The sequence below is a fragment of the Rhodanobacter umsongensis genome (genome assembly GCF_042654965.1).
GTDB lineage: Bacteria > Pseudomonadota > Gammaproteobacteria > Xanthomonadales > Rhodanobacteraceae > Rhodanobacter > Rhodanobacter umsongensis.
On sequence record NZ_JBHSMK010000002.1, the window covers coordinates 640233 to 653376 of the forward strand.

At 67.2% G+C, this 13144-nt stretch carries 13 protein-coding genes and 1 pseudogene; 6 read left to right on the forward strand and 8 right to left on the reverse strand.

The genetic code is table 11. The annotated features are described in order from the left end of the window. Positions 1–283 precede the first annotated feature (283 nt). The gene (locus ACFPME_RS03100) at positions 284–1096 is read left to right on the forward strand and encodes a cytochrome c (protein WP_377301909.1); all 813 of its coding nucleotides are present in this window, start codon (positions 284–286) and stop codon (positions 1094–1096) included. A gap of 40 nt (positions 1097–1136) precedes the next feature. Here the strand turns inward: ACFPME_RS03100 and ACFPME_RS03105 are convergent. The 4 genes and pseudogenes from ACFPME_RS03105 to ACFPME_RS03120 form a co-directional block, all read right to left on the reverse strand. Beyond that, positions 1137–2198 (reverse strand): annotated as a pseudogene (locus tag ACFPME_RS03105) (aminopeptidase). 41 nt (positions 2199–2239) lie between these two features. After that, complete coding sequence (locus ACFPME_RS03110) at positions 2240–2716, reverse strand: hypothetical protein (RefSeq protein ID WP_377301911.1); 477 nt, start codon at positions 2714–2716, stop codon at positions 2240–2242. Between the two features lie 132 nt (positions 2717–2848). Next, positions 2849–3580, reverse strand: a complete 732-nt coding sequence (locus tag ACFPME_RS03115; protein WP_377301913.1) for a hypothetical protein — start codon at positions 3578–3580, stop codon at positions 2849–2851. A gap of 128 nt (positions 3581–3708) precedes the next feature. Further along, a complete protein-coding gene (locus ACFPME_RS03120) occupies positions 3709–4317 on the reverse strand; it encodes a rhomboid family intramembrane serine protease (RefSeq protein WP_377301915.1) in 609 nt (202 codons plus the stop codon). A gap of 200 nt (positions 4318–4517) precedes the next feature. Here ACFPME_RS03120 and ACFPME_RS03125 point away from each other — a divergent pair, with 200 nt between their 5' ends. Then, the gene (locus tag ACFPME_RS03125) at positions 4518–5393 is read left to right on the forward strand and encodes a PhzF family phenazine biosynthesis protein (protein WP_377301918.1); all 876 of its coding nucleotides are present in this window, start codon (positions 4518–4520) and stop codon (positions 5391–5393) included. 32 nt (positions 5394–5425) lie between these two features. On the opposite strand, the gene ACFPME_RS03130 is transcribed toward ACFPME_RS03125, so the two are convergent. Together ACFPME_RS03130 and ACFPME_RS03135 are read right to left on the reverse strand one after the other, a co-directional pair. Then, positions 5426–6310: an NAD(P)-dependent oxidoreductase gene (locus ACFPME_RS03130; RefSeq protein ID WP_377301920.1), complete on the reverse strand. Its 885-nt coding sequence runs from the start codon at positions 6308–6310 to the stop codon at positions 5426–5428. A gap of 94 nt (positions 6311–6404) precedes the next feature. Then, positions 6405–7628: a BaiN/RdsA family NAD(P)/FAD-dependent oxidoreductase gene (locus ACFPME_RS03135; protein ID WP_377301922.1), complete on the reverse strand. Its 1224-nt coding sequence runs from the start codon at positions 7626–7628 to the stop codon at positions 6405–6407. A 103-nt stretch (positions 7629–7731) separates the two neighbouring features. Between ACFPME_RS03135 and ACFPME_RS03140 the strand changes: the two genes are divergently transcribed. Then, on the forward strand, positions 7732–8214 hold the full coding sequence (locus ACFPME_RS03140; RefSeq protein WP_377301924.1) for a YajQ family cyclic di-GMP-binding protein: 483 nt from the start codon (positions 7732–7734) through the stop codon (positions 8212–8214). A gap of 40 nt (positions 8215–8254) precedes the next feature. Here the strand turns inward: ACFPME_RS03140 and ACFPME_RS03145 are convergent, their stop codons facing one another. Then, positions 8255–8908, reverse strand: a complete 654-nt coding sequence (locus ACFPME_RS03145; protein WP_377301926.1) for an NrsF family protein — start codon at positions 8906–8908, stop codon at positions 8255–8257. A 4-nt stretch (positions 8909–8912) separates the two neighbouring features. Further along, positions 8913–9518, reverse strand: a complete 606-nt coding sequence (locus ACFPME_RS03150; RefSeq protein WP_377302835.1) for an RNA polymerase sigma factor — start codon at positions 9516–9518, stop codon at positions 8913–8915. Positions 9519–9707: 189 nt separating this feature from the next. Between ACFPME_RS03150 and ACFPME_RS03155 the strand changes: the two genes are divergently transcribed. The 3 genes from ACFPME_RS03155 (at position 9708) to ACFPME_RS03165 (ending at position 12959) form a co-directional block, all read left to right on the forward strand. Next, positions 9708–11429: a cytochrome c biogenesis protein DipZ gene (locus ACFPME_RS03155; protein ID WP_377301928.1), complete on the forward strand. Its 1722-nt coding sequence runs from the start codon at positions 9708–9710 to the stop codon at positions 11427–11429. A 38-nt stretch (positions 11430–11467) separates the two neighbouring features. Continuing rightward, positions 11468–12070, forward strand: a complete 603-nt coding sequence (gene msrB / locus ACFPME_RS03160; RefSeq protein WP_377301930.1) for a peptide-methionine (R)-S-oxide reductase MsrB — start codon at positions 11468–11470, stop codon at positions 12068–12070. A gap of 94 nt (positions 12071–12164) precedes the next feature. Then, positions 12165–12959, forward strand: coding sequence for an SH3 domain-containing protein (locus ACFPME_RS03165; protein ID WP_377301932.1), 795 nt, complete (start codon positions 12165–12167; stop codon positions 12957–12959). Positions 12960–13144: the final 185 nt, after the last annotated feature.

The window sequence follows — 13144 nt, forward strand, 5'->3', positions numbered from 1 at the left end:
GGCCTCCAGGGGAGGAAAGACCGACCCCTCAGTGACGCGATGGATTGCGCCACTTTTTGTCGCCCTCACGGCGATACAGGGCTTAGTGTGTCCTATGGCCCGTGAGTTCAACGTGCAAGCCTGCGCCTGTTCAGCCCGGCGACAGCATGGCACCTCCGGGGCCTGACGATACGTGGCGCCGCGGAAAACCGGCACCCGGCCCATGCACTTGGGGCCCGCGTGTTCAGGTGGCACCATCGCTGCGCCCGGCCTTCGCCGCCGCGCCATCCTCGCGGGAGTCATCATGAAATTGTCGTTGCGCTGCTGGCTGCCCTTGCTAGCCCTGCCCTTCCTCGTGCACGCCGCCGAGCTGAAGATCGATGTGGGCCATGGCGCCACCATCTACACCACCGCCGCGCTGCTGCAACGACCCGACGTGCGCACGATCACTGTGCCAAACGACGTGGCCTTCCACCGCACGATGCAGTATCGCGCCGTGCCGCTGGCCGCGTTGCTCGATCGGCTCGACTCCCGCGATCATCTGCAGTTCGTCGCCAGCGACGGCTTCGCCGCCGAGATGCCTGCGGCGCTCGTCCTCGACCGGCGCGGCGGCGAAGCGTGGCTGGCCATCGAGGATCCGGCAGCGCCATGGCCGGGGTTGAGCCAGCATCGCGGCAGCGCCGGACCGTTCTACATCGTCTGGACGCAGCCGCGCGGCGTACCGGTGAATCCGGAGCAATGGCCATATCAGCTCGCGGCGATCCACAGGCTTGACGACGTGGCGGCGCGCTTCCCGGCGATCCTGCCGGACCCGTCCCAGCCCGCCGGCAGCGCCGTGCAGCTGGGCTTCACGGTATTCCAGCGCACCTGTTTCGCCTGCCATACGCTCAACGGCGAGGGCGATGCGAAACTCGGCCCGGATCTGAACCTCCCGCACAATCCCACCGAGTACCTGCGCACCGACCTGCTGCGCGCTTTCATCCGCGATCCGCAGTCGCTGCACCGCTGGCCGCAGGCGAAGATGCAAGGGTTCGATACGCAGGCACTGTCCGACGCCGATCTCGATGCCGTGCTGGCTTACCTGCGGCACATGGCGCAGCGCAAGGCGGCGCACTGACGACGAGCCCGGCGGGCGTCCGCCCGCGCGACACGGCGTTTCAGCGTCGAGCCGTCAACGCCGCCTGCAGCGATCGTTCGCGTTGCGGTTTCGGCTCGCGCGCCAACTCGCGCACGCGTGCATTGAATGCGGGCCAGCCGCGCCCCACGCGCTCGAACAAGGCCGCAAAGGCTGGCACCCACTGATCGTACAGGCCGAACGGCAGCAACCGCGCATTGTTGATCGGAGCCGCAACCTAGGCGTCGTAGCGGTGGTCATCGGGCCAGCCATGCGCACGCCATTGCACATAGCGACTACGGAATGCCGCGATCTCATCCTGCTTGCCCGCTTCCATCGCCGCTTCACCCGCCCCGCTGGCGTAGAGGGTTTGAAGTCGCACGCGCAGATCCAGCACCAGCCCGGCGAAGCCTTCATCCATCGCTTCGCGATGACCGTCCTGCGGCGGAAGCCCGCGCGACCGCCGCCATTCGCGCAGCCCCTCGTTCTGCACGAAGGTGGCGAAGGACTCGTTGAATGCCGTATCGCCTTTCACGTAGATCAACTGATGCGCCAGCTCGTGGAATATGGTGCCGTCCAGTTCATCGTTGTCCCAGCGCAGCATGCTGGAGAGGATCGGATCGGCGAACCAGCCAAGCGTCGAATACGCCGGCACGCCTCCGATCCATACGTCGTCGCCGCGAGCCCGCAACCGCGCCGCGTCGGCCCTGGCGTCGGCCTCGCTGAACCAGCCGCGGTAGGCCACGCACCCGGTGATCGGAAAGCATTGAGGCACCGCTGTCACTGAATAACGCGGCGTGGCGAACACGTTCCATACCACGTACGGACGATGCAGGTCCACATAGCCGGTGTAACTGCGGTTGTCCGGCAAACCCAGCCGCTGCGAAGCAAACCGGCGCGCCTGCTGGGCCTGCCGCAAGCGTTCAGCGAGCAGCGGATCGGTCGTCGGATCCCTCAGCAGCCTGCTCACCGTACGCCGGTGCATCACCAGCTCGCCCTGCCCGCGCGCGACTTTCGCGTAGTAGCGCAGATTGGTGCACGCGCACAGCAAAAGGCTCACCGCCGCGACGGCGATGAGCCATGAAATGCCGGTGCGCGACCGCACGAACTTCAGATGCGACCAACGTCCGGATGGTCCGTCAGGCGTCAATCGCGACGATCCCTGTGGCCGCTCCGATCCTGACCGCCATCATGCGATCTGCTGCTGCCGCGTCCATGATCGCCGGATGGCCGTCCACCTTGGCCGTAGCTCCCATGACCCTGGTCGCCACGGCCACCACGGTCGCGGTCGTCGCCATCGCGCCGCCCCTGCCATTGGCCGGCGTGGCGCCGATAGTCGCGATAGTCGCCATGCCCGCGATAGTCGTCATGCCGATAACGCGAGCCGCCGTACCAGCCGCTGCTGATGCCAATGCTGACCCCGGGCGAATAGCCGTAGTAGCCGCTGCCGTAATACCCGTCGTAATACCCCGGCGCCGCGTAGTAGGCGTTGCCGCCCTCGCCATAGTAGGCATCGCCGCTATAGCCGGTGCTGCGTACATAGCTGTAGCCCGGATCGTAATAGCAACCTGACAGCGCTGAGACCGCAGCGATCAGGGCAAGACTGGCCAACAGGCGTTTCATGATCCGTCTCCACAGGGTGACGCCACCACGCTAGGACGCGCCCCTTGAACGCGTGATGAGTTTGCGGCACATGGCTGGCAGGCGTTTACCTGCCAGCCATGTGCCGGCAACCCGCGCCGCGGCGGGCGACATTCAATCCTTGTGCCGGGCCTGGTCGCCACGCTGGGACGCCAGTGTCCGGGTAGCGCCCTCGCCGCCCGTTTCAATCGACACAGGCGGGTGCATCTCGGCCCCGTTTGAACTGGGGTGGGGCGGATTGGCGTCGGGCCAGCTCGGTCCCTGGCGCACTCGTTCCTGCTTGGCTTCGAGCAGCGCCTGGATTTTCGCCACTGCGTCTTCCTGGCTGATGTGATGCACCGGCGCTTCCCGGGGTTTGCGCCTGGCGGGCTTCGCGCGGACAGCCGACTTTGTCGGTGCCGTACTTCCGCTGGCGGCGGCTGCCTGCGGTGGCTTCATCGCCGACGCAGTGGAGCTGCCAGCTGTTCTGCGTGGTGCCGCCTTCTTGGCGGGCGGCGTCTTCGCCACCGCTTTCCTGGCAACCTTTCCGGCAGCGGCCTTCTTGACGGCAGCCTTGTTCGTTGCCGGCTTTCGGGCGACGGCTTTGTTCGTAGCGACTTTTTTCGCAGGCACCTTCTTTGCGGCGAGCTTCTTCGTCGCCACTTTCGTGGCGGTGGCCTTCTTCGGCGCAGCCTTTCCAGTCGCAACGCTCTTCACCGCCGGCCGCCCCGGCGCGCGTGCTGCCGGCTTCTTCATGGCTGCCTTGCGTGGCGCTGCCTTGGCCACTGCCTTCTTCGCCGGGGTCTTCCCGGGGGATGCTCTCTTTGCCGCGGACTTCTTCGCAGCTGACTTGCGGGTCATAGCCATGCGTTCGTTCTCCTGCGGTGGTCGATTGACGGCACCAGTATGCGCGCCTGTGCCGTCATGGGCACCAGGTGCTGCGGCAGGCATTCACGCTCGATGCGTCGAAACGACGGCGCCGTCGCCGATACACGTCAGCGGAAACTGGGATGCAGCAGCGCATCGAGAAAATGGGGAAGCACGCGGGGGTTCACCAGCAGGGTGAAGATCACGCCGTACGCGGCGCCCCACAGATGCGCGCTGTGATTGACGTTGCCCTGTCCGCGCCGGTCCATGTAGATCGAGTAGCCGGTGTACAGCACCGCATAGACGATCGCCGGCATCGGTATCACCAGCACGATGATCTGCTGCCAGGGCGCCAGCAGGATGAAAGCAAACAAGACGGCCGACACCGCGCCGGACGCGCCCAGGCTGCGGTAATTGGGGTTGGCGCGATTCTTCAGATAGGTCGGCAGGATGGAAACCACCAGGCCGCCGATGTAGAACAAGGCGAATCCGAACGTGCCCAGCGAGTCGCTGAAGAACGGCTCCATCGCGCGGCCGAAGAAATACAGCGTGAACATGTTGAACAGCAGGTGGCTGAAATCGGCATGCACCAAGCCGTACGTCACCAGCCGGTGGTACTCGCGCTGGCCGGTGATGGCCGGCGGCCACAGGATCAGATCGTTCATCAGCCGGCTGTTCTTGAAAGCCATGAACGAGACAACGCAAGTGATGGCGAGGATGACGAGGGTGATCGGCATGAACGGTTCCACGGCAGCGGCAAAGCTCGGCATCTTGGCGTCCCGGCCCGTCCTTGTCGACCGGGCGCCGCTGCGGCAGGCCGCGCGGCGAGCGCCCATGCCTGCTTTTGCACCGGCAAGGCCAAGCATCACTGCCAAGTACACCGCCGCGCCGCTATCATTCCTCACTTTGTGCGGCCCTTCGCCGCCTGACGGACACCATGGCCGCGCTACGCTATCTGCATCTGGACGTCTTTGCCGCCACGCCTGGCGGAGGCAATCATCTTGGCGTGGTGATCGGCGCGAATGAATGGAGTGCCGCGGCGATGCAGCGTTTCGCACGCTGGACAGCGCTGGTCGAGACCACTTTTCTGCTGCCGCCAACGGATCCGCAGACCAGCTATCGCGTACGCATCTTCACGCCGCACAAGGAGATCCCGTTCGCAGGGCATCCCAGTATCGGCAGCGCGCATGCGGCACTGGAATGCGGCTTGACCGAGCCGCACGGTGGCCTGCTGTGGCAGGAGTGTGCCGCTGGCCTGCTGCCGATCCGCGTGGAAGGCGGCGGCATCGCGCGCGAACTGCTGCTGCAATCGCCCGGCGAGCGCGTGGTGGCCACCGGTGATGATGCGCACCCGCTGCTGGCGGCGACGTTGAACGGCATCGATCGCGGCAGGCTGCCGCCGGCGCTGGTCGATGGCGGCCGGCGCTGGTGGCTGGCCGAAGTGGCGGACGAGGCGAACCTGCGCACCTGGCAACCCGATCACGCGGCGATCGGGGCGCTGGCGCGAGCCAGCGACAGCATGGGGCTATGCGTGTTCGCGCGCAGCAACCACGATTACCAATTGGTGGTGCGCGCGTTCCCGGCCGGCGTAGGCATCGTCGAGGACCCCGCCTCCGGTGCGGCCAACGGGCTGATCGCCGCCTACATCGCGCACGCCGAGCCTCATGGCGCGCTGGCTGGCGGCTATCAGGTCAGCCAGGGTCGCGAGATCGGCCATGACGCCCGATTGATCGTGCGTATCGATGGCAGGACCATCTGGGTAGGCGGTCGCAGCCACACCGTGGTCGACGGCACCCTGGACTGGAAGCCCTGACACCAGCAGCAGGCGCTGGCTACGAAACGCGATTACCCGCGTTCGTCCAGGTGCGCGCGCCGCGCCGCCACCAGGGCCAGCGCCGACCAGTCCATCCCGGCATCGCCGGCGGCCAGGGCTTCCAGCAGGCTGTCGCGCAGCACGCCGGCAAACGGCAGCGGCACCCGCGCCGCCGAACCCGCTGACAAGGCCAGTTCGACATCCTTCAGCCCGAGTGTCAGCGCAAAACCGGCCGGTTTGAAGCGCTGCTCGGCGATCAGCTTGCCGTAGCCCTGATACGCCGGTGCGGCAAACAGGGTGCTGGTCATCACCTCGAGGAAATCCGCCGCGCTGACGCCGTGCGCGCGGGTCAGCGCCGTGGCTTCGGCCATGCTTTCGATCGCGCTCGCCAGCATGAAGTTGCCCGCGATCTTGGCCACATTCGCGCGTTCGGGCGCCTCGCCCAGCGGCCACAACCTACTGCCCATCGCTTCGAGCAGCGGCTGCACGCGCTCGATCGCGGCAGGCTTGCCGGCCACGAGGATATTCAACTTCGCCGCAGCGGCCATGTCCGGACGGCCAAACACCGGCGCGGCCACGTACTCCAGCCCGCGCTTTTCGTGTTCCTCGGCCAGCAGCTGCGCCAGCGCCACCGAGATCGTGGCGTGATTGACGTGCACGGTGCCGCGATCCATGGCGTCGAGCAGGCCGCCATCGAGCATCACCTCGCGCACCGCCTGATCGTTCGCCAGCATGCTGCACAAGACCTCGCCCTGCGCCGCCCGATCCGCGGTAATTGCGATCCGGCCGCCGAGCGATACCAGCGGTTCGGCGGCCGCCGCGGTGCGATTCCACACTGTCACCGTATGGCCGGCCGCGATCAGGTTGCTGGCCATCGCGCTGCCCATTGCGCCCAGACCGATGAATCCGACTTTCATGCAGTTCTACCTCATGTGATCCGGTACGCAGTGGAGCATGCGGGAGATTCAATCCGCGCGAAATCGTCCGTGCGCCAGATGTGCATGGCGTCCTTCACGCCACTGCCCCGGCCGCTTGTCCCGATGCCCACGCCCACTGGAAGTTGTAGCCGCCGAGCCAGCCGGTGACATCGACGACTTCGCCAATGAAATACAGCCCGGGCACGAGTTTCGACTGCAGCGTGCTGGAGGACAGGCCGTCGGTATCGATGCCGCCCAGGGTGACCTCGGCGGTGCGATAGCCCTCCGTGCCGCTGGCAGTGATCGGCCACGCGTTGAGCCGGGCGCCAACCTGCACCAGCTCGGCGTCGCGGTACTGGCGCATCGGCCGGCTCTCGTGCGCGGGGAGCGGCCACGGATGGCCGCCGTCCTGGGGGGCGAGGACCCATCGCTCGCACAGGCGCTGCGCCAGCCGCTTCGGCAGTGCCTCGCCGAGCACGGTCTTCAGCTCGGCCGCCGGCCGCGCCGCGCGCTGCTCAACCAGCCAGGCTCCGGCGTCCTGATCGGGCAGCAGGTCGATGCGCAGGTCGTCTCCGGGCTGCCAATACGACGAGATCTGCAGGATCGCCGGGCCACTGAGGCCACGATGGGTGAACAGCAACCCGGCGCGAAACGACTGCTTGCCCACGCGCGTTTCCACCACCGGCAAGGCCACCCCGGCCAGATCCTGGTAGTGCTCCTGATGCTTGCCGCTCAGCGTCAGCGGCACCAGGCCGGCACGCGTGGGCAGCACGGCATGGCCGAACTGGCGCGCCAGTTCGTAACCGAAGCCACTGGCACCCATGCTCGGAATCGAAAGGCCGCCGCTGGCGATCACCAGCGATTGCGCATGCACCTCGCCGCGGGCGGTGGCCACGCTGAAACCTTCCGGTGCCCTGCGCACCGCCCGCACGCCGCAGCTCGCCTCCACCGTGACGTCGACGGCAGCGCATTCGCCCAGCAGCATGCGCACGATCTGCTTGGAGGAATCGTCGCAGAACAGCTGGCCGAGTTCCTTCTCGTGATACGCGATGCGGTGCTTTTCGACCAGCGCGATGAAATCCCACGGCGTATAGCGCGCCAGCGCCGACTTGGCGAAATGCGGGTTCGCCGAAAGGAAATTGGCCGGCGTCGTACCGGTGTTGGTGAAATTGCAGCGGCCGCCGCCGGACATCAGGATCTTCTTGCCGACCTTGTTGGCGTGATCCACGACCAGCACGCTGCGGCCGCGCTGGCCGGCGGCGATCGCGCACATCAGCCCGGCAGCACCGGCGCCGATGATCAGCACATCCACTTTCATTCCGCCATCGCCTTCACCGGTTTGTGTTGCAGCGGCGCATTATCCATCAGCCGCGTGGCATGGCATCGCTTACACTGGCTTACCGTTCTCAAGAGCTGCCGCCATGCCTTCCTTTGACGTGATCTCCGAAGTCGACAAGCACGAACTGACCAATGCGGTCGACCAGGCCAACCGCGAGCTGTCGACCCGTTTCGACTTCAAGGGTCAGGATGCGTCCTACGCGCTGGACGAGTTCGTCATCACGCAGAGCGCCCCGAGCGAGTTCCAGCTGCAACAGATGCTGGATATCCTGCGCGCCCGGCTGGTGGCGCGAAAGATCGACATCCGCGCGCTGGACGTGGGCGAGCCGGAAACCAACCTGGGCGGCTCGCGGCAGAAAATCACCGTCAAGCAGGGCATCGAGCAGCCGATCGCCAAGAAGCTGGTGGCCGAACTGAAGGCCGCCAAGCTCAAGGTCGAGGCGCAGATCAATGGCGACAAGTTGCGTGTCTCGGGCAAGAAGCGCGACGACCTGCAGGACGCCATGGCCGTGTTGCGCAAATCGGAAGTCGAGCTGCCGCTGCAGTTCGACAACTTCCGCGACTGACGCATTCCACGGCAGCGAGTCGCTCCGACAGGACCCGAGATCAGCCTTTCGACAACAGCCGCCCGCCCATGGCGGCGTTGACCGCCACCACCGCCGCCACCGCCAGCGCATGCGTCAGCAGATCGGTGGCCGCGGAGTCGAACGCGTGACAGATCTCCAGCAGGCTGGCCGAAGCCGCCGCGCTCGCCAGGCCGATCAGCACCGCGGTGAGAACCGGGCGCAACGGACAGGCGCGACGCAGCAACACGACGAGCAGCACCGACAGCGGGATCGAAAAGCCGATGATGAAAAGCAGGCAATCCGCGGACTGATGCACACCGGCGATCGCGGTGCCCGGCGCGATCCACGTACGCAGGCAACCGAGACCGCTGGCGCCGATCCACAGCAGCGCGCCGGGCAGCGGCAGCCACGCCCAGGCCGGGTTACGCCCCGGCACGCCCAGCGCAAACGCTGCCCACGCCGCACTCACGGCGGTGATCGCCGCGCCGATGCCGGCCCACGCCAGATCGGGCGTGGCGGCCCAGCGCCGCGACATGGGCTCCACGCCGTAATGCATCAGCAGCATCGACGCGAGCATCGCCACCAGCAGCAACCAGCCGGCGGTGCGCAACCATGGCGGCAACAGACGCCGCACCGGCACCAGTCCGGTACCGAGTCGGTCGATCAATGCCTCAAGGGGGCGCGGGTCGGACATGGCGTCAGGGTTCTCCATGGAAACGGTCGCGCAGCGCCTTCAGCGCTCGATGCAGGTTCACTTTCAGCGCGCCGGTGTTGCGCCCGGTCAGTTCGGCGGCTTCGCTCAGCGAACGCTCCCTGAGGCCCAGTTGCTCCACCGCCTCGCGCTGGCCCGGCGGCAATTCGGCGATCGCCTCGCGCAGCCGCCGGGCGCGTTGCCCGCTCTCGGCGGCTGCGCTGGCATCGTGCTGGTCCGGGTGGCTGTCCAGCGCATGGTCATCGCGCACTTCGCGGCTGTCGCGCCGGCCGCGGCTGCGCAGCGCGTCGATCGCGCGGCGGTTGGCGATCGCCGTGAGCCACGCATCGTATGAACGGGTTGGATCATAAGTGTGGCGAACGCGATGGACGGTGATCAGGGTTTCCTGCACCACGTCGTCAATGTGATCCTGCGCCACGCCCTGCCGCCGGGCGGCCACACGGATCAGTGCCACCGAGTCGGCCAGCAGCTTCTCGTAGGTGCGCCGGTCGCCCGCCTGGGCGGCAGCCATCCACGCTGCCCGCCGCCGGTCGGGCGTTTCGCTGGTGCTGGCAGTGGCGGGCTCGACTGGCACGGTCCGGACGCGACCCATCCCATGGGAAAGTCCACTATCTAGACCCATGAAGCCGGTGGCGGTCAAGGTTTGCGACATGCGCGATCCACAGCGGGGTTCCTGCCAGGTCTTTCGCTGCATCCCACGCCTGCGTTACTTCGTACTACGCAGGTAACCGTCGTCCGCCTGACGGCGAATAAGCAGACAACTCCCACGGAAGCCGCTCCCATGCTCGTGTTGATCCTCGCCTACCTCGGCGGCGTACTGACCATCCTCAGCCCCTGCATCCTGCCGGTGCTGCCGTTCGTGTTCGCCCGCTCGGACAAGCCGTTCATGCGCAATGGCCTGCCGATGCTGCTGGGCATGGCGGTCACCTTTGCGGGAGTGGCCACTCTGGCTGCGCTGGGCGGCGGCTGGGCCGTGCATGCGAACCAGTACGGGCGCATCGTGGCGCTGGTGGTGCTGGCGTTCCTCGGCCTGACCTTGCTGTCCACCCACCTGGCGGAGTGGCTCACCCGTCCGTTCGTCGTGCTGGGCAACCGGCTGTCGCAGCGTTCGGCGGGCGATGGCGATTCGATCTGGGGTGCAACCGGGCTCGGCGTCGCCACTGGCTTGTTGTGGGCGCCGTGCGCGGGGCCGATCCTGGGTCTGCTGCTGACCGGCGCGGCACTCAATGGCGCCAGCGTGCAGACCACCCTGCTGCTGCTCACCTACGCCGCTGGCGCGGCCACGTCGCTGGGCCTGGCGCTGCTCGTCGGCGGCAAGGTGTTCGCCGTAATGAAGCGCTCGCTGGGTGCAGGCGAATGGGTGCGTCGTGCGCTCGGCGTCCTGGTGCTGTGCGGCGTGGCGGCGATCGCGCTGGGGCTGGATACCGGCTTGCTTACCCGCGTTTCGCTGGCCAGCACCGGCGGCATCGAGCAGAAGCTGATCAATGCGGTGCGCCCGGCACCGGCCGCCGCGCCTGTGCGGAAGGCCGGCGAGCCGCTGCCGGTGGAAGGCCAGATGCCGTCGCTGAACGGTGCCACCCGATGGCTCAACAGCGCGCCGCTGACCAGCGAATCGCTGCGCGGCAAGGTGGTGCTGGTCGACTTCTGGACTTACTCCTGCATCAACTGCATCCGTTCGCTGCCCTATGTACGCGGCTGGGCCGGCAAGTACCGGGACCATGGCCTGGTGGTGATCGGCGTGCACGCGCCGGAGTTCGCCTTCGAGAAGGATCCGGCCAACGTAGCGAGGGCGGTCAAGGACTTGGGCGTCGATTACCCCGTCGCGCTGGACAACGACTACGCCATCTGGAAGGGCTTCAACAACCAGTACTGGCCGGCACACTACTTCATCGACGCGCAGGGCCGGATCCGCAATCACCACTTCGGCGAAGGCGACTACCGGGAAAGCGAAGACGTGATCCGCCTGCTGCTGACCGCGGCGGGCCAGAAAAACCTGCCCGGCGGCTACATCAGCGATGCGCATCGTGGCGTCGAGGCCGCCGCATCGAGCGATTCCACCCGTTCGCCCGAGACCTACGTCGGCTATGCCCGCGCGCAGAACTTCGCCGGCGGCAGGGTGGCGCACGACGATGCGTGGGATTACCGCGCGCCGCATGCACTGGGCGCCGATCAATGGTCGCTTGACGGTCGCTGGACCGTGCACGCCGAGAACGCGCAATCGATGCAGCCTGGCGACGGCGTCGTCTACCGCTTCCGCGGCCGCGACCTGCATCTCGTGCTGGGTCCGGCCAGCGGCGGCAAGCCGATCCGCTTCCGCGTGACCATCGACGGCAAGCCGCCCGGCGCCGACCACGGCATGGACACCGATGCCGACGGCAACGGCACCATCACGGCGCAACGCCTGTACCAGCTGGTGCGCCAGGCCAATGGCAGCGGCGAGCGGTTGTTCGAGATCCGCTTCCTCGATCCGGGGGCACAGGCCTATGCGTTCACGTTCGGCTGAGACAAACCTGCAATACACGACACTCCACGGAGGCTGCCATGTCACGCATCGATGAAACTCTCGCCATGGACCGACGCCGCTTCCTGCGCGCCAGCCTCGTCGGCGGCGCCATGCTCGCTGCCGGGGCAAGCGTGCTCGTTCCGCGATTGTTTGCCGCAGAAAACACACCTCTCGGAAAGCCGGGCAGCGTGGTGCTGGAAATTTTCAGTGACGACGGCCGCGATCTCGGCGCCCGTACGGTGCCGAAACTGGTGTTGACCGACGCGCAATGGCGGCAACGCTTGTCGCCGGCCTCGTATGAAATCATGCGCCGCGACGGCACCGAGCGCGCATTCAGCGGCGAACACGAGAGGCCTGCCCTCGCCGGCCTGTTCCGTTGCATGGCCTGCGCCACCGCCCTTTACGACGTCGCCACCGAGTTCGACTCCGGCACCGGCTGGCCCAGCTTCTGGCAGCCGATCGCCAGGCGCAATGTGGTCGAACAACGCGACCGCCTGTTCGGCATGGAGCGCACCGCGATCAGCTGCGCCGGCTGCGACAGCCACCTCGGCCACGTCTTCAACGACGGGCCGGCGCCGACGGGGTTGCGCTATTGCATGAACTCGGTCGCGCTGCGCTTCGTGCCCAGGACGACCGCGTGAGCCTGGACCGGGACCACAACATCGCCATCACGTTCGCGCGCGCATAACCATCCGGCCATCCATCGTTGCTTATCGTTTACTGGAGGTGGTGCGCATGAAACGCCTGATCCGGTCCGCCTGGATTTCGCTGTCACTGGCCTCGGTGTCGCTGGCCGCCTCCGCGCTGGCGCATGCCGCCGACGGCTACGTCACCGGCAATGTCAGCCTGCGCGCCGGACCGGCGCCGGACTACCCGTTGATCGCGCTGATTCCGGCTGGCACCGAGGTCGACGTGCTGGGCTGCACCGAGGCCTGGGAATGGTGCGACGTGATCGCCTATGGCAACCGCGGCTGGATCGCGGGCAACTATGTCGAATACGAATACGAGGACCGGCCCGTACTGCTGCCCGTCTACGGCGCGCGGATCGGCATACCGATCGTCACCTTCGTGATCGGCAACTATTGGGACAGTCACTATCGCGGCCGGCCGTTCTACCGCGAACGCAGCCGCTGGTACCGACGGCCGATCCCGCGCCGGCCGCCACCACCGCCAGTGCGTCATCCGTACCGGCCACCTCCGCATGGCTCCCCCGGCCATGGCCGGCCGCCGGCCAATCCGCCACGGCCGATCTCGCATCGACCCGTGCCAGGGCCGATCACGCCGCCGCCCGGCCTGCGACCGGTACCGGGCAATCGACCCAAGCCATCGGGTGCCCGGCCGGGCCGCGACGAATCGGCCAATCGACCTGCCGGGCACACGATGCCCCGGCCTGCCCGCCCAACGGGAAGCGCGGCGGTACCGGCATCCCATCGCCCGGAACCGTCGGCCGGCCATGTCCTGCCGGCGGGCAGGCCGTCCAAGGGCAAGGCGAAGGCCGGCGACGAGAAAGGCGACCGCGACAAGCACTGATCACCCGATGCATCCATGCGCCGTTGGTCCATCCGTCCGCAGCAAGCTCGCCGCCCGATGCCGCCTGCGCGATGCCGTTGCGTGTAGGGCTTGCAACGCGCACGTCACCCCTTGTCCACGGGCGGCATAGCAGCCTTTGCGCGTCCGGCGGCTGAGTTGTTCGCGTCGGCGTTCAGTCATCAACG